Source organism: Streptomyces sp. NBC_00012, assembly GCF_045040875.1.
In the GTDB taxonomy this organism is placed as follows: domain Bacteria; phylum Actinomycetota; class Actinomycetes; order Streptomycetales; family Streptomycetaceae; genus Streptomyces.
In genome coordinates this window covers 5,633,851-5,658,537 of sequence record NZ_CP108309.1, presented here as the reverse complement: position 1 = coordinate 5,658,537, position 24,687 = coordinate 5,633,851, and the positions used below count along the sequence as shown (strand labels likewise).

The following is a 24,687-nucleotide window of genomic DNA, read 5'->3' as shown; positions in this document are numbered from 1 at the left end:
ATGAGTGGATCGGTTTGGTGCGCCCCCGGCGCACCCGTGAGTAACGACTCACGACGGGCCGGAAAGTTGCGCATTTTGGGCTGTGTGGTTCGTCGCCCGTCGTGCGGGTATCGGTCACCGGGTGCGACCCGGCACCTTGATCGAATCGAGGGGGAACCTTGACGAGCGCTCAGCCGGTCCGGCACGCCGATGCGTACCGCTGCGGCCGGCTCTTCGCGGCGGTCGCGGCCCTGCAGCGGCTCGCGCAGAACGAACACCATGCGCTGGGACAGCCGGGAGCCGCGGAGAAGGCCGCCGCGCGGCCGGAACCCATTCTGCGAGAGCCCCTGCGGGAGATCGTCCAGTACCTGGTGCAGGCCCGGATCCGCGGTCAGGGAGCGGCGGCCGACCCGGTCTTCCGGTCGCTGACCGATTTCCTGCCACCGGCGAAGGCCGTGCCCACCAGCCTCCATCCCGACGAGCGGCCGGACTTCCACCGGGGCAGGGAGGAGCAGGCGGCGCTCATCGCTAGGGCCTGATCCGCCGGACAGGCCCTGGGGAGCACCCGCCCCGCAAATGACCCCGCCCGCGCGCCCGGGACCGGGAACGTGGGCGGGCAGCGGCCGATGCCTACGGATGCGTCGGCTCGCACATCCTCAGCAGGGCCGGGAGCACAACCACCGAAGGGCCCGGCTCCGCAAGGGACTTCGCCAGGTCGACGGCGAGCGCCTCGGGGGTGGTGCGGTCGTACGCGTCGGCGGCGAAGCCGGCGTTGTTCTCGACGCGCAGCCCGAAGTAGGTCAGCGAGGAGCGGCGCAGCGCGTCGAACATGCCGAGGGCGTGCTGGCCGGGCAGGCCGAAGGCGGTGGTCGCGCCGAGGCCCTGGAGGGTCTCGACGACGAGGTCACCGCCGTTGCGCCCGGCCGGCGGGTGCAGAGCGGCCGCGATCCGCTCGGGGGTGAGCCGCGGCCGCTCGTCGTGGTGCCGTGGCTCACTTCGTGCGGGCCGCTGCGATCTGGCGGGACATGATCGTCGTCAGCTCGTACGCCGTGTGGGAGGCGGCGACGGAGGTGATCTCGGCGTGGTCGTACGCGGGGGCGACCTCGACCAGGTCTGCGGAGACCAGGTTGCAGGAGGACAGCCCGCGGACGATTTCCAGCAGCTCGCGGGAGGTCAGACCGCCGGCCTCGGGGGTGCCGGTGCCGGGGGCGTGCGCCGGGTCCAGCACGTCGATGTCGATGGAGATGTACAGCGGCCGGTCGCCGATGCGCTGGCGCAGCTGGTCGGCGACCTCGTCGACGCCGCGCCGCATGACGTCGGCGGAGGTGACGATGCCGAAGCCCATCTTCGCGTCGTCGTCCAGGTCCTGCTTGCCGTAGAGCGGGCCGCGGGTGCCGACGTGGGAGAGGGCGGAGGTGTCGAGGATGCCCTCCTCGACGGCGCGGCGGAACGGGGTGCCGTGGGTGTACTCGGCGCCGAAGTAGGTGTCCCAGGTGTCGAGGTGCGCGTCGAAGTGGAGCAGCGCGACCGGGCCGTGCTTCTTGGCGACGGAACGCAGCAGCGGCAGCGCGATGGTGTGGTCGCCGCCGAGCGTCATCATGCGGGCGCCGGTGGAGAGCAGGTCGTCGGCCGCGGCCTCGATCGTCTCGACGGCCTCGTTGATATTGAACGGGTTCGCGGCGATGTCACCGGCGTCGGCGACCTGTGCGAGTGCGAACGGCGAGGCGTCCTGCGCCGGGTTGTACGGGCGCAGCAGGCGCGAGGCCTCACGGATCGCGTTGCCGCCGAAACGGGCGCCGGGCCGGTAGGAGACACCGGTGTCGAAGGGCACGCCGACGACGGCGACATCGGCGGTACCGACCTCGTCGAGGCGGGGCAGCCGGGCGAACGTCGCGGGTCCGGCGTACCGCGGGACGCGGGAGGAGTCGACGGGGCCGCGCGGCGTTTCGTTGCTGCTCATGAGGGGTGCCTTCCTTGCTGCGATGCGGGGTGACGCTTCTTGCTGCGATGCGGGGTGACGCTGAGGCGGTGCGCGCTTTGTGTCACATGCGCGCACGTCGTACACGGTGAAGACGGTAGGTGGCCCGCAGACGGCACTGAAGTGTACGTTTCATCCATAATTGAAGTCCCTGATGGATGGACCGTCCATGCCGGAAGTCCCGGTCGTGCCTGCCCCGCCGCCCACTCCCCCGATCCCACTCACCGAGCTGCTCGCCCACGAGGAGCTGGGACTGCACCGGATCGCGGGTCCTGCCGAGGCTGATCTGCTGTGGGTGCACACCTCGGAGATGGCCGACCCGTACCCGTATCTGCTCGGCGGTGAGCTGCTGCTGAGCGCCGGGGTGCAGCTCAAGGCCCCGGACGCGTTCGTGGCCCGGCTGGTGGAGGCGGGGGCGGCGGCGCTCGGCTTCGGGGTGACACCGGTGTTCGACACGGTGCCGCAGGCGTTGATCGAGGCGTGCGACCGGCACGGCCTGCCGCTGCTGGAGGTGCCGCCCGAGACCCCGTTCACGGCGATCGCCCGGACGGTGTGGCGGCTGATGGCCGAGGCCCGCCACCGCGAGCTGCGCCGGGTGACACGCGCCCAGCAGGCCCTGGCCGCGGCGGCGGCCCGGCCGGACCCGGTCCCGGCGGTGCTGCACCAGCTGGCGGCTCAGCTGGAGGGCCGGGTGGCGCTGCTCGCCGCGGACGGCGAGGAACTGCACGCGTCGGGCCGCCGCCCGGCCGCCGACACCGGGGCGGCGCTGGCCAGGCTCGCCCGGGTGGTCTCCGGCGGGTCACGCCCCGCCCCGGCGTCCGCCACCGACACGCTGCGGGACACCCATCTGTCCGCGTACGCGCTGGGCGGCGGCCAGGGGCTCGTCCTGACCCTGGCGACCGGCCGGCGCGAGGCGGGCGACCACACCATCGCCGGGGTCGCGGTCGTCCTGCTCTCCCTGCTGGCCGCCCCGCACCAGGGCGCGGACGCCGCGGGCCGGTCGGCCGCCCTGGTACGGATGCTGCTGGGCGCGGACCCGCAGGACGTCGCGCCGCTGCTCGGCGGTGCCGAGGAGTGGACGGTGGTGCACGCGCGCCGCAGCGGCGACGGCCCGGTCGACCCGCTCACCACCGGAGCGCTGGGCGCCGCCCTCGGTTCGGCCCTGGTCGACGCGGGCCGGGGCGGCGACGCCGTACGGGTGCTGATCCCCGGCGGCGACCGGATCACCCCGCAGCCCGGCTGGACCCTCGGCGCCTCCGCCCCCGCCCCTATCACCGCCCTGGACCTCGCCGACGGCCAGGCCTCCCGGGCCCTGGGCCGCGCCGTCGCCACCCGCACCCCGCTGGCCCACCACCACAACGGCGGCGGCGGGGCCGGCCTGGACGCGCTGATCCCGCCCGACCGCGCCGAGGCGCACGCCCGCGCCCTGCTCGCCCCGCTCACCGAGCCGCTGACGGAGACCCTGCGCTGCTGGCTGAGCCTCCACGGCAGCTGGGACCGTACGGCCATGGCCCTGCGGGTCCACCGCAACACGGTCCGCCAGCGCATCGCCCGCTGCGCGACGTTGCTGGACGCGGACCTGGACGACATGGACGTACGGACGGAGTTGTGGTTTGCGCTGCGGGTGCGGTGAGCGGTTCGCGGGGCGGGCGGTTCAGACCTGCGGGCTGCTCCCGTCGTCGGCCGACGCGGCGAGCCGGTCGCCCCGGCTCCGGGCGATCCGGTGCACGTCACGCAACGCCTCGGCCATGCGGGCCAGAACGTAGCGGAGCTGCGCCGAAGTGACCTGGCCGTCGTCGAGCATGTCGCCGGCGTGGTCGAGCAGTTCGAGCGCCATGCCGAGCTGCACGCTCTCGATGTTGTCGGCCACGCGGGAGACACGTCCGGTCCCGTCACCGACGACGTGGCAGGGCTTGCCCTCCGCGCTGGACCACGGAAGCAGTCGCGCCGACACGCCGGGGGTCTGGGTGATCACGCGGGTACCTCGATGCCAACGCCGTTGCGTTAACGCTGTGATCTGCGGGGCAAGGGGGTTGGGCGAGGCAATGAGGTCATGGTAGCCCGGCCGGTCACGCGCGCTGTGGCACCGCCCGGGAGCCGAGCGATTCAACCCGAGGACAGCCGAAGCGTCAGTCAGTGGGCGGGTCAGACGCCCGAGCGGTGCCAGGTCCCAGTCTCAATGTCGGTGGGGGATGTCATCCTCGGCTCCATGGATCACTCTGCGCGGATCACCGCGTTCGCAGGTCTCGTCGGACCGCCGCCCGGCCCGGCGCCCGCCGTCGACTGGGCGGCGGTCGAGGGCTGGCTCGGCACCCCGCTGCCCGGTGACTACAAGGCGCTCGTGTCGGCGTACGGTGCGGCCGAGATAGGCGGCCCGGGTGCGGCGATCCGGCTGCACCCCCCGTGCGTCAGCACCGACGGCCGCTTCGAGTACGCAGCATGGATCGTCGAGACGCACCGGCACTCGGCGATCCGGCCCGGCATGTTCACCGCGCGTCGGCGCCCCTTCCTGCCCGAGGAGGGCGGCCTGCTCGCCTTCGCCACGACGAGGAGCGGCGACCACCTCTTCTGGAACACGGGCGCGTCGGACGACCCCGACGAGTGGCCGGTCACGCTCATGACCACGAATGTGGCAGTCGGGGTGAGCGAGCCCTGGGTGGACTACGAAGTCCCGTTCCTGGAGTTGCTGTTCACGCTGCTGCGCACCGGCGTGCCGCACCCGGGCGAGCCCGGCGGGCTGCTGGGCCCGCTGTCCTCACAGATACGGGTCTGGCCGCCGCTGGCCGGGGCCGCACCCTGGTCGCCACCGCCTGCGGGCACCGCCGTGGACGCGCGGCAGCACGCGGCGCTCACCGAGGGCTCGGGCCTCGACGCCGTCATGGCGCTGGTTCCACCGCCCCTGGAGCCGTATCTGGGCGAGGGCACATGGGAGCAGGTCTTCGAGCGGCTCGGCACCCGGCTGCCGCCGGACTTCGTGGCGCTCGCGGAGCGGTACGGGGCGGGCAACTGGAGCTGGTGGCTGGACATGAGCGCCCCACTGTCCCTGGACCGGCCACGGGAGCAGGGGCTCGCGGCCACCGTCGAGGGCATGCTTGACGGATACCGCCAACTGCGCGCCGCCCATCCCCAGTACTACCCGATGCCCGCGTGGCCCGAGCCCGGCGGCTTCCTGCCGTTCGCGTCGACGATCGACGGGGACCAGATCGGCTGGTGCGCGGACGGCCCGCCCGAGACTTGGCGCGTAGCCGTCGACCCACGCCACTGGGACCAAGGACCGCCCCTGCCAGGCGCCTTCACGGCGACCCTGCTCACGTGGTTGCGCGGCGGCCCCGCCGAATCCGGCTTCCCCGGTCTGACCGGCCGGGACCTGCATCCGCTGGACGTCATGTTCTTCGAACCGTTCGGGCCGGGCGCGCCGTGGTGAAGGCCCCAAGACGACGGGCTGGGGCCTCAGCACCGTTGCGTTAGGGCCATGAGCGGCTGTTGAGGCCGTGGGCGAAGAACGCGACGGTGGTGCGGACGGTGTAGTTCTGGGCCTTGTGGGGGTGTTGTCCCGCGTTCGGGCCGTACTTGCTGGTGGGGTTCTTTCGGGTGCGGGCCTTCACCCGTTGCCGTCGGTGGGCGGGCAGGAGGTCGCCCAGGGCCGCGCGGCCGATCGTGCCGACCAGGTCGACGAGGGTGCTGGGGAAGATTCCATGGCTCGCGGTGACGGTGTCGGTTGCGGCGGCCAGCAGGACGGTGAAGCTGATCCGTTCCATGGGTATGTCCGGCCGTCCGGTCAGGGCGTCGTCGCCGGCGCGGATCAGGGCCTGGTAGGCGGTGAGCAGGGCGTAGACCTCCTGGTCAAGGCCGTCGATGCTGCAGGAGCGCAGGACACGGCCGTCGAGCATCGTGGCCTTGATCGAAAAATATGCAGTTTCTGCCTGCCACCTGCGGTGATAGAGATCAACGCGCTCGGTGGCCGGATACTTGACGGGGTCCAGCAGATTGGTGATCAGCCGCCACTGCTCGGTGCGGACGGTGCCGTCGGCCAGGGTGACGGTGAGGGTCGCCTCGATCACGCGGACCGACAGCAGTACCCGGAGGACGCCGTAGCCGATGCGGGCGATGTAGGAACCGTCGCCCAGGTGCTCGGCGGAGGTGGGGACACGGCGGGCCCCGGAACGCACGAGGAACCTCGCCCCGCTTTGATGGACGGCATGAAGGAACTCGTTGCCGTCGAAGGCCGCGTCGGCCAGCAGGAGCATCGTCTTGTCCAGGGCAGGCAGAAGCCGCTTGGCATAGGGGAGTTCTCCCTCGGACTCCGGTCCGAAGGCGGCGGTAATGAGCGCTCGGGTGCCACACTCGACCAGGGCCAGCAGCCGCAGCAGCGGATAGCCGAACTCCAGACTCTCCCCGGCCCGCTTGGGGTAGCGCCAGGTGAGCGTCTCGTCGTCGGGGGTGTGCAGCAGGGTCCCGTCGACAGCCACCGTGCGCAGGCCCTGGTAGAAGGACCCGTCCTGCCCGGGGCGGGCGACGGGCCCGGCAAGCGTCTCGAACAGACCCCGCAGAGGCGCGGCCCCCACCCTGCGCCTGGCCCGTGTCAGCGAGGAGACCGAGGGACGCACCAGAGCCAGCGGGGTCAAGGCCGCGGTCAGCTTGGACCACACCATGCGATAGGAGTGGCGCTCGAACAGCGCGAGAGCGAGCACGAACTACACCACCACCCGCGAAGGCAGCAGCCGCAGCCGCTTCTCGCGCCGACCGGTCTCCTCCAGCACCGCGTCCACCAACGCGAAGTCCACGATCTGGGTCAACTCGCCCAGGTGCCCCGGAGCGAACACCCCCGCGGCTGTCTCGACCGTAGACGTGATGACAGACTTCTCCTGCATCGGAACCCCTGACCTTGATCGACTTTCTCGCCGATCGTTGATCTACAGGAGTCCCATTGCCTCGCCCAACCCCCTTGCCTCGCAGGTCACAGCGTTAACGCAACGGTGTTGACCTCGATGCCGTAGATCAGACGCGGCCCGATGTCGATGCCATGCACGGCAAGCCACAACGCCCTCCGCCGCGCCCGCCGCAGACGCGCCTCCTCGCGCCGTTCGTGAGCGACGAGGTAGGGGCGGACGAGAGGGCTGTCCTCGCCACGCAGCATGGACTCGGGGCGCCGGTCGGGCATGCGGCACACGTCTGCGGGAAGCGCGGAGGGGTACGGCTCCGCGGGGCGGTGGCGCCTCTGGGCGGGCCGGAGAAGCCGCAACGGCGGCTCGAAGATCTGGGCGATACAGTGCAACACGTCGTCAACTCCTTTGAGGTTGAAGGCCATGCCCCCGAACCGTGCACAGCCGTCGCGGGGGTCCTACGCGTTCGCGGCCGGCCTCCAGAGGCCGGTCCCATCGCGACGACAGCGGTCGATGCCCGGACATCCACCTCTGTGTAGCGATCCACTCACAGAGTGAGACCGGCCGGGCTAGGCTCGCCAGGGGATCGCAGGTGACGGAGCCGTTGTCGCACGGGAGTTGACCATGAGTAATACCTATGGCGATTGGTTGAAGGCGCAGCGCGAGGCGGCAGGCCTGACCCAGCAGCAGCTGGCCGACACGGCGATCATGACGCGGTCGCACATCTCGCACATCGAGGCGGGGCGCCGCATCCCGTCCAAAGAGGACGCACAGCGTTTGGACGAGGCCCTGAACACGGGGAACGTGCTGAGCAGCTTCCTGCCTGGCGGGGACGACGACACGATCGCCGACTACTTCGAACCCGCGCGCCAGCTCGAACAACAGGCGACAATGCTCAGGGAGTTCGGCCTGACCTTCGTGCCAGGCACCCTCCAGACGGAGGGGTACGCGCGCGCGGTTCTGGGCACCACTTTCCCCCTCGGAGCGACGAGGAACGTGACAGGCACGTCGTCACGCGCCTTGAACGCGCAAGGATCCTCACCGACCCGGTGGCCCCCGTAGTGTGGGTGCTACTGGACGAGATGGTGTTGCGACGCCCGGCAGGCGGCCCCGAAGATCATGGCCGAACAGATCATGCACATCGTCCGTTTGGTCGAGAGCAAGAGGGTGCGCGCTCACGTCCTGCCGCTTGACCTGGGCGCCCATCCGCTCATGCAAAGCATGCTGACGTTGATGTGGTTCGAGGACCAGTCTCCTGCCGCTTACAGCGAAGGCATTTCCATCGGCAAAATCCATGACTCCCCGGCAGTGGTCCAGCGACTGCAGGGCGTACACGATCTCGCCCTGGGCGACGCGTTCCCGATCAAGGAATCCCTCGCCTTGATGAGGGCAACTGCAAAGGAGTACGGGCATCATGACTGAGCACACCATCGCGCACGCTTCCACGCTGAACGGCTGGCGCAAGTCGTCCCACAGCGGGAACGAATCAGGCAGCTGCGTCGAGGTGTTGGACAACCACCCGTCAGGCATCCCCGTCCGAGACTCCAAGAACCCCCACGGGCCCGCACTGGTGATCCCGGCAGCCAGCTGGGCCGCGTTCACCGCAGCAGTCAAGGCCGGGGACATCCCCGCCTGACCTCCGGGCGGCATCCCCGACGCGTCTGGCGCGGGTCGGGGATGCCGCCACAGCTTGTCAGATCACAACGCCTGGGCTGCGGCGCGGGCATCGACGCGCGCCCTCCACCAGATCGTTCACACTCCACCAACGGCCCAGGACCCGCAGCGTTTCGGATCAGTTGAGGAGCTCTTCGTATCGGTGGCGCTCGGGTCCGTCTCATGCAGACCTGATCCGGAGCGTGCCATCGCCAACGAGGCCACCGCCAATGAGTAGTTGGCCAAGGTGAACGAGGGGCACTGCGCGACGTCATCCAAGGCGTGTGCGATTCCGGCAGGAAGTTCCAGGACGAGTACGACCTCGACGAAGACCGTTCCGCGCCCCGGAATCCGCGCTGCGGAGGCGCAGCCCACCCACCTATCCAACCGCCTGAACAGGAGTGCTTTGAAGCGTACGACCTTCATGGCCGCCGCTATCGTCGCGGGCGGCCTGGCGCTGACCGCTTGCGGCCCGCACGAGCCGAAGCTGCCGGACCTGGCCGGCAAGAACTTTGCCACCGCCTACAAGGCCGCCGACAAGGCGGGATACAAGCTGATCCACGCCATGGTGCCCACCAGCGCTCCCTTCGACAGCGACAACGACCTAGCCACCGCCCCGGAGAACATGCCGAAGGAGTACGAGGACTGGACTGCGTGCTGGCACGAGGCCACCTACGTGGACGTCGGTGATGACCCGTTCTGGTCGATCGACTTCTACCTCGTGGCCAAGAAGTCGGACTGCAAGGACGGGCGGCTCAACTTCAAGAAGCAGGACGCCTACGACGAGTTGGCCAAGGAAGCCAGCAAAGACGAGGGCACGACTGACGCTGACGAGGACAGCCAGGACGGCGAGGAGGACAGCAGCGCCTCGTGCTACAGCCCCACCTGGGGCAACTTCTCCTGCGACACAGGGCTGCCCGCACCGGACGAGCGCGACTCCGACGGCTCCTACAAGTACGCCATCTGCGACGAGGGCGAGGCGGCGTACAACGTGGGCTGCTACCCCTACTACGACGAGCTTCAGCGCTGGCAGGACACCCACTCCTATTGATCCGAAGCGCTTCAGGTCCTGGATCGTTGGTGGGGTGTGAACGATCTGGTGGGGGACGCGCGGCATCTGTCGCCTTCTGCGCAGGAGGCGCTGCGGTTGCGAGCGGTGGCCGCGCTGGTGGGGGGACGCGACCAGCGCGGACATTGCGGAGGTGTCCAGGGTGTCGCTGAAGGCGGTGGACGGCTGGTGGGCGAGTGAGCCCGTGTCCTCGGCGTGCGCAGCACCAGAATGCAGGCCGGGATACCGGTGCCATAGAACAAGTTCGGGGCAAGCCCGATTACCGCCTCGATCGCGCCCCTCGTCCAGTAGCCTCGTCCGGAATCTCCTGCTCTCCGCCTCCCCGGAACAGCACCCCATGAGGCATGGCCATGCCGCCGCGCCTCTCCTCCTTGGTCTCCCAGAGCATGTGCTGGAGGTGCATCAGGTCGGCCTTGCCGCGCTCGCCCGTCACGCCGTACGTCGTCCGCCGCGCGCGGTACTCCAGGTCGCCGAGAGTGCAACAGGCGAAAACCGTTCGCCCTGACCGGCCGGGTCCCTGTCGTCAGTAGGAGGTGATTCCCATGCCGTCCTCGATGAAGTCGAAGACATTCGTGTAAGGGTCGCGCAGGGACAGCGGGACATGGTCGCCATGGGCCGAGTTCATCCGCACGGCGCGCTTCCTGGCCTCCGCGTAACTGCCCGCGGGGATCTGTTCGGGCAGCACGATCTTGATGTTCGCGGCGTCCTTGGCGAACGGCAGTCGCGCCGAAGCCTGGCCGCAGACACCTCCGAAGGTCCCGCTGACCGGCTTGTGGTGCAGCAGCCGCCATACCTCGAAGCAGGGATGCGAGAAGGCCACACGGACGTCTCCTTCACGGGCCTGCTTCAGCGCCGCGTCGATGGACTCGTGCTCGTCCCGGTCGAACATGCACCAGACCGTCGGCCAGTACTTCTTCTCCAGGCCGCTGCGCTTCGCCTCTCGGGTCTCCTCCCGCATGAGCCGCACCGCTGCCTCGACCAGTTTGATCGGCTTGCGCTGGGAGCCCGGTGCCGAGGAGTTCGCAATCCGCACTTCCACCCCGGCCACGCCCGCCCGGTCCCGGACGATGTTGATGTAGTCGGGCTCGGTGACCCGGCCCTCGGTGAAGACATGCACGACCCTGCGACGCCGCCCGCCCCTCTTCGCGGGGCCCAGCGAGTCCCTCCCCCTCGTACGCGCCATCAGCTCCGCCCCGCCTCGTACTCGCGTTCCTTCTCGTTCGCGGCCAGCAGCCGCCGGGCGATCTGGCCCTCCAGGAGCGAGGGGACCGCGCCGAAGGCACCGGCCAGATAGGACTTCGTCAGGTCCTCTTCCTCGCCCGGCGACGCGGCGGTCAACGGATACAGCTCGGTGGCCCCGTCCTTGTCCTTCTCCGTCAACCACACCTGGCCCGGTTCCAGCAGACGACCGCCGCTCGGGGTGCTGAGCACCGACGGGTCGTGGGACGTGAAGACGAGCTGCGCACCCTTCGGGTTGGCCTCGGGGTCGTGGAAGAGGCGGACGACCTCGGCGGCGAACCGCGGGTGGAGGCTCGAATCCAGCTCGTCGATGAGCAGCACGGCACCCTCGTCCAACGCAAGGAGCAGCGGGCCGAGCAGCGCGAACCACGAGCGGGTGCCGAAGGACTCATGCCGCCAGTCGAAGGCCACGTCGCCGGTTGCCGACCGGTGGGCGAGTCTCACCGTGGCGCGGCCTCGGCCCTCCTCGACGACCTCGGCTCCGGTGATCCCCAGGTCGGCGACCCTCAGCAGCTCGTTGATACGGCGTGCGCGGCTGCCCGAAAGCTCTTTCGTGGTGAACGCCTCGCGCTGCGTCCGCTCGTCCTCCGGGTTGATGAGCCAGAGATTGCGGCGGAACCAGTGGAAGAGCGGCGAGAGCTGGGGATGGTTGTCCGTGCCGGCCGTGGACAGGAGCAGCGCGTTCGGCCGGGTGCGCCGCTCTAGCTGGGACCGGTCCTTCACGCGGCTGCCGGGCCAGTCGTACACCTTGGCGCGCGAGGCGTCGCGGTCGAGCCATACCTGGCGGTGCCCGCGGGGGTAGCTGTGCAGCCATTCCGCCTCGACGCGTTCCGGGCCGAGCTCGAAGCCGTACGTCCAGCGCACGTCGTCGATCACGATGTCGGCCTCGAAGAAGCTCGGCTCGTCGCCCTCCTTGGCGTCCAGCGCGAAGGGGATCCGCGCGGTGCCGTCGAAGGACGCCCAGCGTGCGTACGAGTTCAGAACGGCGGTGCGCATATCGGTCAGGGCGGCCAGCACATTCGACTTGCCCGAAGCATTGGCTCCGAAGATGCCGATCAGGGGAAGGACACCTGAGGATCGACCACCCGCCAGATCGAGGGGGCGCGCGACTCCACTCGGCTCACCCTCGGGGACGACGAACGACAGCTCCTGCTCCTCGCGCAGGGACCGTACGTTCGCTACGCGGAATCTCAGCAGCACACTGCCCTCCTCTCGCATCCTCGCGGTCAGACTAATCGTCGGCACGGACATCAGCGTGCCGGGTGAGGCCCTGGCCTCCCGGAACATACCGCTCTGGACCGGCCTGAGGGGACTGAACAGCTGATCATTTCGATACAGCACATCACGCACGCGCCACCCAGGTACTGGAGACAGCCGACCAGCTCACACCGCGCGCCGGAGTGCGGGGAAGCGTCGGCGCCCGGCCCACGGCACGCCACAGGTACGCGGAACGCTTCCGCAGCCGCTCCACGGTTCGCCGTCGGCAAGGCGTGCGGTCACCTCTTCCGCCGGCCCGGGGCGCGCGGTGTCCAGGAACTCCCGCAGGACCGGGCTGGACGACACCAGCGACCCGGCGCGATCGGCCGGACACGCCCTACGGGCCTTCGATGCCGATGACCGTGCCGAACGGGTCGCGGAGCTGTGCGATGCGGCGGCCCGGCTCGATCGCCAGGGGCCCGCGGTGGTGCTCGCAGCCGACGGCCAGCAGCCGCTCCCGGACCGTGTCGAGGTCGGCCACGTTCCAGTACACGACCGGGCTGCCGCCCCTCGGGTTGCGCGCGTCGTCGGCGGGGTGGAAGCCGAGCTCGACCCCACCGGTCTCCACCCAGGCGTAGACCGCACCCGTGTCGCTGAGATCGACCCGCACCGGGACGCCGAGCAGCTCCCCGTACCATCGCGCGGACGCCTCGGGGCTGTCCGCGAAGACCATCACGGTGCGTACGCCCTCGAACATGATCCACCCCCGAAAAGACTCACCCTATGCGCGCGACCCGGGGCGCCCGCGGCCGATCATGCCGGGCGGGCGTTCGCGCCGGTGTGCACGGGAGCGCCGCGATCTTCGAAGCGGGCTTCGAGCGCCCCCGATTCCGCCTGTCTGCGCAGGTCGCGGCCGTGCCACGCTGCTGATGACCAGGGCACGGAACCCTGGCCACCGTCAGGAGAAGAGGTTTCCGCCATGCACCGCATCAGCGCGCTCACCGTCACCTCGATCGCCTTGGCCCTGGGACTCGGCGCCGGACCCGTCGCGGTCGCCGCCGCCGAGAACGCCGCGGTCGGGAGCGCCAGGGCTTCCTACAGCTGCAGCCCCGGGTATTTCTGTATCTACAGCGACTGGAACGGAGGTGGCACCCGCTGCCAGTGGTCGGACAAGCAGCGGGCAAATACCGCCGACGACTGCTCCTTCATCCAGCGCGGCCAGAACGTCCGCTCCGTGTGGAACGCGACCGGGCACAAGGTGCAGTACTACACCCAGACCAACTACAACTCCCGGGTCGGATCCACCCCCGCCGGAAAGGGCGGCAACCTCCAGGGGAACTACCAGATCCGCTCCTTCAAGCCCCAGTAGACGGCGGCAGACACGACAGGAGTCCTTCCCGGCCGGTGGCCGGGGAGGACTCTTCGCGTGTCCGCGGCCGGACGGGCCGCGCGGGCGTGCTGCGCATCACCCTGGACAGCGCCGGTGACTCCTGGGTAACTTTTAAACTATCTGAGCAAGCGCTTAGCCAGTCCGGCCGAAGCTCGCCCGAAGCTGACCAAGGAGGCACCCCCGTGCGCCGTACGGTATTCAACGAGGACCACGAGGCGTTCCGGGAGACCATCCGCGCCTTCATCGAGGCCGAGGTCGCCCCCGTCTACGACGAGTGGTTCGCGGCCGGCCAGGTGCCCCGCGACTTCTACTACAAGCTCGCCGAGCTGGGCATATTCGGGATCGAGGTGCCGGAGGAGTTCGGCGGCGCCGGGGTCGAGTCCTTCAAGTTCGAGGCGATCATCTCCGAGGAGTGCGCCCGCGCGGCCGTCAACTTCGGCGGCTCCGGCGTGCATGTGCTGCTCTGCCTGCCGTACATCAAGGCGTACGCCACCGAGGAGCAGAAGAAGCGCTGGCTGCCGGACTTCGTCACCGGCAGGACGATGTACGCCATCGCCATGACCGAGCCGGGCACCGGTTCCGACCTGGCCGGCATGAAGACCACCGCCAAGCTCTCCGAGGACGGCACGCACTACATCCTCAACGGCGCCAAGACGTTCATCACCGGTGGCGTCCACGCCGACCGGGTCATCGTCTGCGCCCGTACCGACGCGCCCAGGGCGGACGACCGCCGGCACGGCATCTCGCTCCTCGTCGTCGACACCAAGGCCGAGGGCTACTCGGTCGGCCGCAAGCTCGACAAGCTGGGCCTGCGCACCTCCGACACCGCCGAGCTGGCCTTCGTCGACGTCAAGGTGCCGGTCGAGGACCTCCTCGGTGAGGAGAACAAGGGCTTCTCCTACCTCGGCCAGAACCTTCCGCAGGAGCGCCTCGGCATCGCCGTCGGCGCGTACGCCCAGGCCAAGGCCGCCGTCCGGTTCGCCCAGCAGTACGTGACCGAGCGGACCGTCTTCGGCAAGACCGTCGCGTCCTTCCAGAACACCAAGTTCGAACTGGCCGCCTGCCAGGCCGAGGTGGACGCCGCCGAGGCCGTCTGCGACCGCGCCATCGAGGCCCACGACGCCGGTGAGCTGACCGCCGCCGAGGCCGCCTCCGCGAAGCTGTTCTGTACCGAGGTCGCGCACCGCGTCATCGACAAGTGCCTCCAGCTGCACGGCGGCTACGGCTACATGAACGAGTACCCGATCGCCCGCCTCTACGCGGACAACCGGGTCAACCGCATCTACGGCGGCACCAGCGAGGTCATGAAGTCGATCATCGCCAAGTCCATGGGCCTCTGAGAGCGGCTACGTTCCTTCCATGAGCGCAGCACTCGACTCCCTGCTCGATCTGCTCGACCTCGAGCAGATCGAGCGGGACATCTTCCGGGGTACGAGCCGTTCGGCGGTCGTCCCCCGGGTCTTCGGCGGCCAGGTCGCGGCCCAGGCCCTGGTCGCCGCGGGCCGTACCGTCCCCGCCGACCGGACCGCCCACTCCCTGCACGCCTACTTCCTCCGGACGGGCGATCCGGGCGCGCCGATCGTCTACAGCGTCGACCGCATCCGCGACGGCCGCTCCTTCACCACCCGCCGGGTCGTCGCCGTCCAGCACGGGCAGCCGATCTTCCACCTCTCGGCCTCGTTCCAGACGTACGAGGAGGGCCTGGAGCACCAGGCGGCCATGCCGTCCGCCCCGGACCCGGAGACGCTGCCCACGGCGGCGCAACTGCTGCCACGGTACGCGGACCGCTTCAGCGAGCCGGGGGTCGTGGACCGGCTGATCGAGGCACGGGCCGCGGTCGACCTGCGGTACGTGGACGAGCCGCCCTTCGGCACCGTCGGCGAACCGCGCGAGCCCCGCTCCCAGGTGTGGTTCCGCACCAATGGGAAGCTCGCGGACGATCCACTGCTCCATGTCTGCATGGCGACGTACGTCTCCGACATGACGCTGCTCGACTCGGTGCTCCTCGCCCACGGGCGCGGGGGCTGGGCGGTCGGTGACGTGGTCGGCGCGAGCCTGGACCACGCGATGTGGTTCCACCGGCCGTTCCGGGCCGACGAATGGCTGCTGTACGACCAGGAGTCACCGTCCGCGTCCGGCGGGCGCGGGCTCGGCCAGGCCCGGATCCACACCCAGGACGGCCGGCTGGCGATCACCGTCATCCAGGAGGGCGTGGTCCGCGTACCCCGGGACTGACACACCGGGCACCGGCCAGGACCGACGCGCCGGGCACCGACCGGGACCGGTACGGCCCGGCGCCGACGGGCCGTGTCCCGTCGATTCGGACATACTCCCCACCATGAGCGACGAGACCACGAGCGGCGCGAAGACCGGTGGCGCGAAGACCGGTGGCGGGGAGTCCGCCTTCACGGTCGTCGTCGCGGCGTTCGCCAATCTCGGCATCGCCGTGGCGAAGGCGGTCGCCGGACTGATCAGCGGATCGAGCGCGATGCTCTCCGAGGCGGCGCACTCGGTCGCCGACACGGTCACCGAGCTGATGCTGCTCACCGCGCTGAAACGCAGCGAGAAGCCCGCGGACGAGGAACACCCGCTGGGCTACGGCCCCGAACGCTACATCTGGGCGATGCTGGCCTCGGTGGCCACGTTCGTCGGCGGTGCGGTCTTCTCCGTCTACGACGGGGTCCACACCCTCGTGGCGGGCGAGGAGCTCGGCGATCCGCTCGTCTCGTACATCGTGCTGGGCGTGGCCTTCCTGCTGGAGGGCTACTCGCTGCGCACCGGGGTCCGGCAGGTCCGCGGCGAGGCCGCCCGGCTGCGGGTGCCCGTCGGGCACTACTTCCGCCTCACGCCTGACACCGCGGTCAAGGCCGTGGTGATGGAGGACTCGGCGGCGCTGGCGGGTCTGCTGCTCGCCGCGGGCGGGCTGCTCGGCGGCCAGCTGACCGGTTCCGGGGTCTGGGACGGCATCGCGTCGGTCCTGATCGGTCTGCTGCTGGTGTACGTCGCCTGGGTGCTGGGCCGGTCCAACGCCCAGCTGCTGATCGGACGCCCGGTGTCGAAGCCGATGCGGGCCGGCATCCGCGAGGAGCTGCTCTCCGTCCCGCACATCGTCGACGTGCTCGAACTCACCACGCTCATCCAGGGCCCGACCGAGATCCTGGTCGCCGCGAAGATCGACTTCCGGGACGCCTCGACCGCCGACCAGATCGAGTGGGCGTGCGAGGAGGCCGAGGAGCAGCTGCGCGAGCGCTATCCGCCGATCCGCCGGGTGTACCTGGACCCGACGCCGGGCCTGCTGCGGCGGGTGCGCGGGCCGGGCACCGGCGACGGTACCGGGCCGGTCTGACCGGGCCGGTCCGGCCGGGTACGGCCCCGTACCGGCCACGCGGCCGGGAGCGGCCCCGTACCGGCCCCGCCCGCCCCGCGTCAGCTCCTCGTCAGCCCCGCCGCGTCCAGCAGGTACCCCGTCATCGGGTCGTAGAACCGCGGGTCCAGCACATGGTCGTCCAGCGGGACGGCCACCTGGAGCGTTCCCTCCGCCTCGCCGAGGAAGAGTGCCGGGTCGTTGCAGTCCGCGTACCCCACCGCGTCCAGGCCGCGCTGCGCCGCGCACCCCGCCCAGCCGTGGTCGGCGACGACCAGATCCGGCAGCGGGCGGCCCTCGCGCTCCAGGCCGTCCAGGATGGCGGCCATCGGGGCGGGCGAGTGGGTGTGCCAGAGGGTCGCGCCGCGCTCCTGCACCGCGACGTCCGCGAACTGGAACACCATGCCCTCGTCGGCGATCAGCCCCGAGGGAATCCGTACGATCTCGCATCCGGCGGCCCGCAGCGCGTCCGCGGTCTGCCGGTGCACATCGAGGAGCCCGCCCGGGTGGCCGGTCGCGAACAGCACCCGTTCCGACCCCGCCACGGCCTTCCGCAGCCGCGCCGCCATCCGCTCCAGGGCGTCGACCGTCAGCTCCGGGTCGATGGTGTCCTGCCCGAACCGGTGCTCCGGGTCGTCGCTGACCCCGCAGCGCTCGGCCATCACCGCCAGCACGTCCTGCTCGTCGCGCCACCGGTCGCCGAGCTCCAGGCCCAGCCAGTAGTGGCGGTCGCCGTTGGCGAGCTTGCGGTAGTGGGAGAGGTTGTTGTCGCGCGGTGTGGCGACGTCTCCGGCGATACGCGTACGGACGAGATGTTCGACGAGGGCGGCACGGCTGGGTATCGGCATGAACCCATTGTGCCGTCAGGTGTGCGCAGTGTGCCGGGGGTCTGGCAACGACGGACCGATCGGCCCGGCCCGCCGGTCAGGGCAGCCGGGTCGAATGCGTGATCTTCTTCAGGTGGTAGTACTGGGCGACGCACTGCGCCGGCCACGCCCGCCGGCCGTGATCGCCGAACGGCTCCAGCATCCCGCTGACCGATACCGGCGTGTACGGAAGCACCTGGGCGCCGCGCGCCGCCCCGTCCCTCAGCGAGCGGTCCTGCCGGTCCCACCGCTGGGCACGCACGTCCATCTGCCGTTCCAGCCGGAGCAGCGGGACGACGAGGCCGACGCAGGTCGCGGCGCACACGACTCCGGCGACCGCCGCCGTCGCCGCGCGGATCCCCCAGCTGCCGGCCCGCAACGCCCGTCCCGACAGGGCGCCGACGCCGACCAGGAGCAGCACGTACAACAGGAGGAAGTCGCCCCAGACGCGCGACGCGGTCCCCACGCTCGCCCCGAAGGCAGGGTAGGCGACGACGACGCAGACGTAGCCGGAGACCAGGAAGGCGAGGAATCCGACGAGAACCAGGAGGAGGGGCCTGCGACGCAGGGACCCGTCCGGCCCGTCCGTTCCTCGCTCGCCTCCGCGCACCAGCAGGCCCAGCAGCACGCCGACAGCGACCGCTCCCAGGTACTGCCAGGTCGTGAAGACCGTCCCCAGGACGTGTCCGAACGCCCGCAGCGCCGCGGTCAGCGCCTCAGGGCCGAACATGGAGGTGCTGTCGGCGCCGAACCGCCCGCGCCGGAAGCGTGCGCCGGGCGACATGTACAGGATGGCCGTCCCGACGGCGACCCCGGCGAAGGCGACCACGCACCAGGCGCGCGTACGGGTCCGGCCGGCCCCGGGAAGGGCCCACCGGCTCAGCAACAGGACGGCGGCGAGCACGACGAACACGACGATCGACGTCTCCTCCGACAGAGTGCCGATGAACACCCCCGCCAGGTACGCGACACCCAGCGCGAAGTCGCGTCCCCGCCGCGTCCGTGCCCGCAGCAGCGGGATCACGGCGGCGCAGGCCAGCACCGGTGCGACGGTGTGCGAGACGGAGGAGGCGGGCCAGTAGAACGCCTTGTACGGGTCGGGCGTCGCGAGGAAGAGGAGCGCCGCCGCCGTCGCGCCGACCAGCAGCGCCAGCCCGCGTGGCGCGGTCAGCCCGGCCCTCTTGAGCGCGGAGGCGACCAGCGCCCAGAGGACGCCCAGCATGAGCACTCCGCTGACCAGGGCGAACCATTGGTGGCCCGGGACGCCGAAGGCTCCGTACGCGATGACGAGCAGCGCGTTGGCGATGCGTCCGTTGTCGTGGAGGAAGAACTTCCCGATCATCCCGGAGGCGCCCCCGTCCCGTACGACCGGGAGGAAGCACCAGTCGTCCCCTCCCGGGCGGACCAGTCGGCCGATCCAGAAGGCCGCGCCGAGCAGGGCGAGCGGCAGCAGGGCAAGGCCCGACGTCCCGATCGCCGCCCACCGCCTCCCGGGGCCCGGACCGGGTTCCGGCCGGGGGGATTCCTCGCCCTCAGCCTGTGTGCCGACGGATTTCGACGTGTCCGTGGTCATGTGCACTGGTGCCCTTCGTACGTTGCTCGCGTCCTGTACGCCGCGGAGTTGAGGTGGCGGGTTCACGGTGCGGTGTGTCCGGTACTGCTCTCGGCCGGGCCACCGCCCTGCCGGGCGAGGGCGGCACCGGAGTCGATGGCCCAACGGGCGAGCAGGAACGAGAAGGGGGTGGCGAGGATCCCCGCGGCCACGGCGGCGATGTTCTTGTCCATGCCCAGCCTGCTCACGCCGAGGTAGAGCAGAATTCCGGTGAGTACGAGATTGACGACGCTCGACAGGGGATACCGGACGAAGGCGTGCCAGGTCGGCTTCGTGCGGCAGGTGATGCAGGAGTTGAGCAGGAACGATCCCACGACACTGACCGCGTATCCGATGACGTGTGCGGCCAGATAGGGAATCCAGACATTCAGCGAGGCGTATACCGCCAGATATACCGCCGTATTAATGATTCCGATCAACCCGAATTCGATGAACTGGCGTACGGTGCGCCTCCTGGATACCCCGAGCGTGGTAGCCCCGGTGCGTCCCGCCGACGGTCTCCCGCCCTCGGGGGCGGACGGGCCCGGACGCGCCCCTGCCGGAAGATCGACCGCGACGACGTGCGGAGATTCGTTCGTCTCCCGCACCAGGTAGTGCGGGCGGCGTTTCGACTCGGAGTAGATCCGTCCCACGTATTCGCCGATGACGCCGAGTGTGGCGAGCTGGATTCCGCCGAGTGCCACGACGGCGGTCAGCAGGGTGGTGTAGCCGGGCACGACGACACCGTGGAGCACGACGCCGGCGATGGTCCACACGGCGTATCCCAGTGCCGCCAGCGCGAGCACGAGGCCGATATGGATGGCCAGGCGCAGCGGATGGCTGTTGAAGGAGATCAGTCCGTCGATCCCGTAGTTGAGCAGGCGTCTGCCGCCCCACTTCGAACGTCCCGCCGCGCGCTGGATGTTCCGGTAGGTGAAACCGATGGTGTCGAAGCCGATCCAGGAGAAGATCCCCTTGGAGAACCGGTTGGTCTCGGGCAGCGCGAGCACGGCGTCCACGGCGGTGCGCGACAGCAGCCTGAAGTCGCCCTCGCCGTCGACGACCTCGACATCCATGCACCGGCCCATGGCCCGGTAGTAGAGGGCGCTGAGAAAGGTACGCAGGGCACCTTCTCCCGCGCGGTCGCGCCGCGCGACGACCTGGTCGTAGCCGCGCTGCCGCAGCTCCAGCATGCGGGGCAGCAGTTCGGGCGGGTGCTGGAGGTCGGCGTCCATGAGGACGACGGCGTCGCCGCGGGACATGCGCAGTCCCGCGAGCATGGCGGCCTCCTTGCCGAAGTTGCGGCTGAAGGAGGTGTAGCGGACCCGCTGGTCCACGGTGGCGAGCGAGCCGATCCGGGCTCTGGTGCGGTCGCTGCTGCCGTCGTCGACATAACAGATCTCGAAGGTCCGCCGAGTCGGTTCGAGGGCGGAGATCACCGCACGGTGGAATACCTCGATGATCTCGTCCTCATTAAAACAGGGGACAACGATCGAAACCTGACATGTTTTCATTTAAATTCCCCATCAGGCGTGGGCGGGACAGCTCAAACCATAAGCCTGGGGGTCTCGCGAAACTGCGTCCGACGGAGCTCGCCGAAGAAAAGGAAAGAGAATATGGGGAGACGCCTCACCCCTTTCGCATCAATTCATATATTCAAGACCGGGCAGAAATCGCGGACACGCCCGCCGGACCCCGCCGACCCGCCCTACGCACGGGCCGCCGCCTCGAACGCCCCCCGCGCCAGCCGGTGCAGCAGTGCCGCCGTGTCCGCGCGGTCCGGCTGCGCGCCGGGCCGGCCCAGGTGCGGGGTCGAGTTCAGCAGGCCGAAGACCGCGTGGACGGCGGCGCGGGCCTCGTGCTCGGGCAGGTCCGGGTACATCTCGCGGACCACCTCCACCCACACCTCGACGTACTGCCGCTGGAGCTGGCGGACCCGCTTGCGGTCGGCGTCCCGGAGACGGTCCAGCTCGCGGTCGTGGAGGGTGATCAGGGGGCGGTCGTCGAGGGCGAAATCGATGTGCCCCTCGATGAGCGCGTCGAGCAGGGCCCGCGGGGAGCTGTCCTCGCACGCCGCGTCCTCCGACACACGCAGCTGCCCGCCCGCCAGCAGCCGCTCGCTGATGCCGACCAGCAGCTCGGCGAGCATCGCGTCCTTGCCGGGGAAGTGGCGGTAGAGCCCGGGGCCACTGATGCCGACGGCGGCACCTATCTCGTCGACACCGACGCCATGGAAGCCGCGCTCGGCAAAGAGGCGGGCGGCCTCCTTGAGGATCTGCTCGCGGCGGGTGGGGGCGTCCGTCCTCGTGGTCATGGATTCGATTCTAGACAGTCGGGTTAGCGAACGTTAACTCCTGCCGGGCCGCGCCCACAGCGTCACGGCCCGCAGCAGCCACTCCACCGGCCCGAGCCGGTACCGGCGCATCAGCCACCCGCTCAGGACGAGCTGACAGGCGTACAGCACGCATGCCCCGCCGACCGCCACCGCGGCGCCCGTACGGCCGTACAGGCCGAGCCCGTACCCGGAGAAGACCAGGGCCATGACGAGGGACTGGGTCAGATAGCTGGTCAGCGCCATCCGCCCGGCGGGGGCGAGGACCCGGGCCGTCGCGGCGCCGCCCGGTGTGGCGAACCAGAGCAGCAGCCCGGTGGCGTACGCGGCCGAGAGCGCCGGGGCCGCCACCATACCGACCGCCAGGCCCAGCAGCGTCCAGCGTTCCGGCAGCGGCCCCACGAGCCCCGCGGCGGAGAAGACCGCCCCGGGGACCCCGATGGCGAGACCCGTCAGGCAGATGCGGCGCAGCCGCGCGCGGTCGGCGAGTGCGGCCGCCCCGAGCCACTGCCGCCGTCCGGCCACGAACCCCACGAGGAAGGCGGCGACCACGAATCCGCCCATCAGCGGAACGGCCGCCAGGATCTCGGGCAGTGCCCGGATGTTGGCGCCGACGACCTCGGCGAAGCCGCCCCGGTACGCGGCGGTCAGCTCGGCCTTCACGGTGGCGGATTCGCCCAGCTCGCCCGGGTCGAGCAGCGCCGCCCCCAGCCCGATCAGCAGCAGGAACCCGCCCGCGACGCCGTACACCCACAGTGCCGCGCGCCAAGCCCTGGCGGGTCCGGCGTTCCGGGCGGCCAGCAGGACCAGTCCGAGCAGGGCGTAGATCATGAGGATGTCGCCGGTGTACAGCAGCACCGCGTGTGCGGCTCCGAGCACGAACAGTCCGGCCAGCCGCCGTGACATCCGGGGCGCGAAGCGCGCTCCGGCCCGGGCGGCCGAGTCCATCTGGAGGGTGAAGCTGTATCCGAAGAGGAAGGAGAAGAGCAGGTAGAACTTCGACTGCGCGAGCAGAACGACCGCCCACTCCACGGCTCCGTCCGCCGCGTGCACACCCGCGAGCCCGCCCCTGGCGCCGGGAGGTCCGGCGGTCGTCATGAGGTTCACGACCAGGATCCCGAGGAGCGCGAACCCGCGCAGGGCGTCCACTTCGACCATGCGCGGCCTCCCCCCGGCCGCCCCGCCGTCCCCGCCCAGCACCGCCTGCGACTGCTGCGTCATCCGCTGTTCCCCCCACCCGATCGGCCGTCACGGCCCGATCCCCCGCACATGTGGCCCATTCCGCCGGTCGCGGCCTCTACCGGCCACGACGGGCTCCGCTCCTGGTCGGGGAGCGGCGCGGGCCATTATCGCGGCCCCGTCCGCGGGGCCCCGCCGCCCGGTGCCCGCCCCCCACAGGACATACCTGGCCGATACCTGACGAAAGCGCCGCGGGTGCCGGCCCGGGGCCCTGGACAAGCCTGTTAGCGCTCGTTAACCTGAAGTCGGACGTTAACGGTCACTAACTACTGCGGTACGGGCAAGGGGGCTCGACACGATGCAGCAGGCACCGGTGCTGGCGAGCGCGGCCGATCCCGCCTCCGAGGCCTGGAAGGCCAACGAGGCGGCGCATCACGCGCTCGCCGACGAGCTGCGTGAGCGGCTCGCCACGGCCAGGCTCGGCGGGGGTGAGAGGGCCCGCGCCCGGCATGTGGCGCGCGGCAAACTCCTGCCCAGGGACCGGGTGGACACTCTGCTCGACCCGGGTTCCCCCTTCCTGGAGCTGGCCCCGCTGGCGGCCGAGGGGCTGTACGGGGGCGCCGCCCCGGCGGCCGGGGTGATCGCCGGGATCGGCCGGGTCAGCGGCCGGGAGTGCGTGATCGTCGCCAATGACGCGACCGTCAAGGGCGGCACGTACTACCCGATGACGGTGAAGAAGCACCTCCGGGCCCAGGAGGTGGCGCTGGAGAACCGTCTCCCCTGCCTCTACCTCGTCGACTCGGGCGGCGCGTTCCTGCCGATGCAGGACGAGGTCTTCCCGGACCGGGAGCACTTCGGGCGGATCTTCTACAACCAGGCCCGGATGTCGGGGGCCGGCATTCCGCAGATCGCGGCGGTGCTGGGCTCGTGCACGGCGGGCGGGGCGTACGTCCCCGCGATGAGCGACGAGGCCGTGATCGTCCGCAACCAGGGCACGATCTTCCTGGGCGGTCCGCCGCTGGTGAAGGCCGCGACCGGCGAGGTCGTGACGGCCGAGGAGCTGGGCGGCGGCGAGGTGCACTCCCGTACGTCGGGGGTGACCGACCATCTCGCCGAGGACGACGCGCACGCGCTGCGGATCGTGCGGAACATCGTCGCCACCCTGCCGGACCGGGGCGCGCTGCCGTGGTCCGTGCAGCCCGTCGAGGAGCCGAAGGTCGATCCCGCGGGTCTGTACGGCGCCGTCCCGGTCGACTCCCGCACCCCGTACGACGTGCGCGAGGTGATCGCCCGGGTCGTCGACGGCTCGCGGTTCGCCGAGTTCAAGGCCGAGTACGGTACGACGCTGATCACCGGCTTCGCCCGGATCCACGGCCACCCGGTCGGGATCGTCGCCAACAACGGCATCCTGTTCTCCGAGTCCGCCCAGAAGGGCGCCCACTTCATCGAGCTGTGCGACCAGCGCGGCATCCCGCTGGTCTTCCTGCAGAACATCTCCGGCTTCATGGTGGGCCGGGACTACGAGGCCGGCGGCATCGCCAAGCACGGCGCCAAGATGGTCACCGCGGTCGCCTGCACCCGCGTCCCGAAGCTGACCGTGGTGGTCGGCGGTTCGTACGGCGCGGGCAACTACTCCATGTGCGGCCGGGCCTACTCCCCCCGCTTCCTGTGGATGTGGCCCAACGCGAAGATCTCCGTCATGGGCGGCGAGCAGGCCGCGTCCGTCCTCGCGACGGTCAAGCGCGACCAGCTGGGCGACGACTGGAGCGCGGCCGACGAGGAGGCCTTCAAGGCCCCGATCCGCGAGCAGTACGAGACCCAGGGCAATGCCTACTACGCCACGGCCCGGCTCTGGGACGACGGTGTGATCGACCCGCTGGAGACCCGGCAGGTGCTGGGGCTGGCCCTGACCGCGTGCGCCAACGCCCCGCTGGGTGAACCCGGCTTCGGCGTCTTCCGGATGTGAG

Annotated in this window: 23 protein-coding genes and 3 pseudogenes; 11 read left to right on the top strand and 15 right to left on the bottom strand. The window is 70.5% G+C overall.

Annotated elements, in window-relative coordinates:
* The first annotated feature begins 158 nt into the window (after nt 1-158).
* Nucleotides 159-518 (top strand): hypothetical protein, encoded by a 360-nt coding sequence (locus tag OHA19_RS26075; protein ID WP_405712840.1) that lies wholly within the window; start codon nt 159-161, stop codon nt 516-518.
* Between the two features lie 169 nt (nt 519-687).
* Here the strand turns inward: OHA19_RS26075 and OHA19_RS26070 are convergent.
* A pseudogene (locus OHA19_RS26070) lies at nt 688-927 on the bottom strand (thiamine pyrophosphate-binding protein); the annotation flags it as partial.
* Nucleotides 928-970: 43 nt separating this feature from the next.
* The gene (gene speB / locus OHA19_RS26065) at nt 971-1,939 is read right to left on the bottom strand and encodes an agmatinase (protein WP_405712842.1); all 969 of its coding nucleotides are present in this window, start codon (nt 1,937-1,939) and stop codon (nt 971-973) included.
* A 172-nt stretch (nt 1,940-2,111) separates the two neighbouring features.
* Here speB and OHA19_RS26060 point away from each other — a divergent pair, with 172 nt between their 5' ends.
* A complete protein-coding gene (locus OHA19_RS26060) occupies nt 2,112-3,590 on the top strand; it encodes a PucR family transcriptional regulator (RefSeq protein ID WP_405751826.1) in 1,479 nt (492 codons plus the stop codon).
* A 21-nt stretch (nt 3,591-3,611) separates the two neighbouring features.
* Here the strand turns inward: OHA19_RS26060 and OHA19_RS26055 are convergent, their stop codons facing one another.
* The gene (locus OHA19_RS26055; RefSeq protein ID WP_405721486.1) at nt 3,612-3,929 is read right to left on the bottom strand and encodes a hypothetical protein; all 318 of its coding nucleotides are present in this window, start codon (nt 3,927-3,929) and stop codon (nt 3,612-3,614) included.
* Nucleotides 3,930-4,166: 237 nt separating this feature from the next.
* Between OHA19_RS26055 and OHA19_RS26050 the strand changes: the two genes are divergently transcribed.
* Nucleotides 4,167-5,381: an SMI1/KNR4 family protein gene (locus OHA19_RS26050; RefSeq protein WP_405712845.1), complete on the top strand. Its 1,215-nt coding sequence runs from the start codon at nt 4,167-4,169 to the stop codon at nt 5,379-5,381.
* Nucleotides 5,382-5,421: 40 nt separating this feature from the next.
* Here OHA19_RS26050 and OHA19_RS26045 read toward each other — a convergent pair.
* Nucleotides 5,422-6,828, bottom strand: a pseudogene (locus OHA19_RS26045) (IS4 family transposase).
* An 86-nt stretch (nt 6,829-6,914) separates the two neighbouring features.
* Entirely contained in the window at nt 6,915-7,265 is a 351-nt protein-coding gene (locus tag OHA19_RS26040) for a hypothetical protein (RefSeq protein ID WP_405712847.1), read from the bottom strand.
* Between the two features lie 199 nt (nt 7,266-7,464).
* On the opposite strand from OHA19_RS26040, the pseudogene OHA19_RS26035 reads away from it, so the two are divergent.
* The 3 genes and pseudogenes from OHA19_RS26035 to OHA19_RS26025 all read left to right on the top strand — a co-directional run bounded on the left by OHA19_RS26035 (nt 7,465) and on the right by OHA19_RS26025 (nt 9,544).
* A pseudogene (locus OHA19_RS26035) lies at nt 7,465-8,262 on the top strand (helix-turn-helix domain-containing protein).
* Nucleotides 8,255-8,476 (top strand): DUF397 domain-containing protein, encoded by a 222-nt coding sequence (locus OHA19_RS26030; protein WP_405712849.1) that lies wholly within the window; start codon nt 8,255-8,257, stop codon nt 8,474-8,476. Before OHA19_RS26035 ends, OHA19_RS26030 begins: the two are co-directional and overlap by 8 nt.
* Before the next feature lie 423 nt (nt 8,477-8,899).
* Entirely contained in the window at nt 8,900-9,544 is a 645-nt protein-coding gene (locus OHA19_RS26025) for a hypothetical protein (protein ID WP_405712851.1), read from the top strand.
* Between the two features lie 11 nt (nt 9,545-9,555).
* On the opposite strand, the gene OHA19_RS26020 is transcribed toward OHA19_RS26025, so the two are convergent.
* The 5 genes from OHA19_RS26020 to OHA19_RS26000 form a co-directional block, all read right to left on the bottom strand.
* Nucleotides 9,556-9,804: a hypothetical protein gene (locus OHA19_RS26020; RefSeq protein ID WP_405712853.1), complete on the bottom strand. Its 249-nt coding sequence runs from the start codon at nt 9,802-9,804 to the stop codon at nt 9,556-9,558.
* Nucleotides 9,805-9,821: 17 nt separating this feature from the next.
* Nucleotides 9,822-9,950: a hypothetical protein gene (locus OHA19_RS26015; protein ID WP_405753311.1), complete on the bottom strand. Its 129-nt coding sequence runs from the start codon at nt 9,948-9,950 to the stop codon at nt 9,822-9,824.
* Between the two features lie 135 nt (nt 9,951-10,085).
* A complete protein-coding gene (locus OHA19_RS26010) occupies nt 10,086-10,745 on the bottom strand; it encodes an RloB family protein (protein WP_405712855.1) in 660 nt (219 codons plus the stop codon).
* Nucleotides 10,745-12,001, bottom strand: a complete 1,257-nt coding sequence (locus OHA19_RS26005; RefSeq protein WP_405721492.1) for an ATP/GTP-binding protein — start codon at nt 11,999-12,001, stop codon at nt 10,745-10,747. The genes OHA19_RS26010 and OHA19_RS26005 overlap by 1 nt, the downstream gene beginning before the upstream one ends.
* 394 nt (nt 12,002-12,395) lie before the next feature.
* A complete protein-coding gene (locus OHA19_RS26000) occupies nt 12,396-12,755 on the bottom strand; it encodes a VOC family protein (RefSeq protein WP_405712857.1) in 360 nt (119 codons plus the stop codon).
* A 222-nt stretch (nt 12,756-12,977) separates the two neighbouring features.
* Between OHA19_RS26000 and OHA19_RS25995 the strand changes: the two genes are divergently transcribed.
* From OHA19_RS25995 to OHA19_RS25980, 4 genes are all read left to right on the top strand, one after another.
* Entirely contained in the window at nt 12,978-13,367 is a 390-nt protein-coding gene (locus tag OHA19_RS25995; RefSeq protein WP_405712858.1) for a peptidase inhibitor family I36 protein, read from the top strand.
* A 203-nt stretch (nt 13,368-13,570) separates the two neighbouring features.
* Nucleotides 13,571-14,728, top strand: coding sequence for an acyl-CoA dehydrogenase family protein (locus tag OHA19_RS25990; protein WP_405712860.1), 1,158 nt, complete (start codon nt 13,571-13,573; stop codon nt 14,726-14,728).
* 19 nt (nt 14,729-14,747) lie between these two features.
* Nucleotides 14,748-15,623 (top strand): acyl-CoA thioesterase, encoded by an 876-nt coding sequence (locus OHA19_RS25985; protein ID WP_405712862.1) that lies wholly within the window; start codon nt 14,748-14,750, stop codon nt 15,621-15,623.
* A gap of 103 nt (nt 15,624-15,726) precedes the next feature.
* Nucleotides 15,727-16,734: a cation diffusion facilitator family transporter gene (locus OHA19_RS25980; RefSeq protein WP_405712864.1), complete on the top strand. Its 1,008-nt coding sequence runs from the start codon at nt 15,727-15,729 to the stop codon at nt 16,732-16,734.
* Nucleotides 16,735-16,814: 80 nt separating this feature from the next.
* On the opposite strand, the gene OHA19_RS25975 is transcribed toward OHA19_RS25980, so the two are convergent.
* The 5 genes from OHA19_RS25975 to OHA19_RS25955 all read right to left on the bottom strand — a co-directional run bounded on the left by OHA19_RS25975 (nt 16,815) and on the right by OHA19_RS25955 (nt 22,762).
* Complete coding sequence (locus OHA19_RS25975; protein ID WP_405712865.1) at nt 16,815-17,600, bottom strand: phosphatase; 786 nt, start codon at nt 17,598-17,600, stop codon at nt 16,815-16,817.
* Nucleotides 17,601-17,676: 76 nt separating this feature from the next.
* Entirely contained in the window at nt 17,677-19,191 is a 1,515-nt protein-coding gene (locus tag OHA19_RS25970; protein ID WP_405712867.1) for a DUF6056 family protein, read from the bottom strand.
* A 62-nt stretch (nt 19,192-19,253) separates the two neighbouring features.
* The gene (locus OHA19_RS25965) at nt 19,254-20,723 is read right to left on the bottom strand and encodes a glycosyltransferase (protein WP_405712869.1); all 1,470 of its coding nucleotides are present in this window, start codon (nt 20,721-20,723) and stop codon (nt 19,254-19,256) included.
* Nucleotides 20,724-20,917: 194 nt separating this feature from the next.
* Nucleotides 20,918-21,523 (bottom strand): TetR/AcrR family transcriptional regulator, encoded by a 606-nt coding sequence (locus OHA19_RS25960; RefSeq protein WP_405712871.1) that lies wholly within the window; start codon nt 21,521-21,523, stop codon nt 20,918-20,920.
* 33 nt (nt 21,524-21,556) lie between these two features.
* A complete protein-coding gene (locus OHA19_RS25955) occupies nt 21,557-22,762 on the bottom strand; it encodes a DUF418 domain-containing protein (RefSeq protein WP_405751823.1) in 1,206 nt (401 codons plus the stop codon).
* A 316-nt stretch (nt 22,763-23,078) separates the two neighbouring features.
* Between OHA19_RS25955 and OHA19_RS25950 the strand changes: the two genes are divergently transcribed.
* Nucleotides 23,079-24,686 (top strand): carboxyl transferase domain-containing protein, encoded by a 1,608-nt coding sequence (locus OHA19_RS25950; protein WP_405712874.1) that lies wholly within the window; start codon nt 23,079-23,081, stop codon nt 24,684-24,686.
* Nucleotide 24,687: the final 1 nt, after the last annotated feature.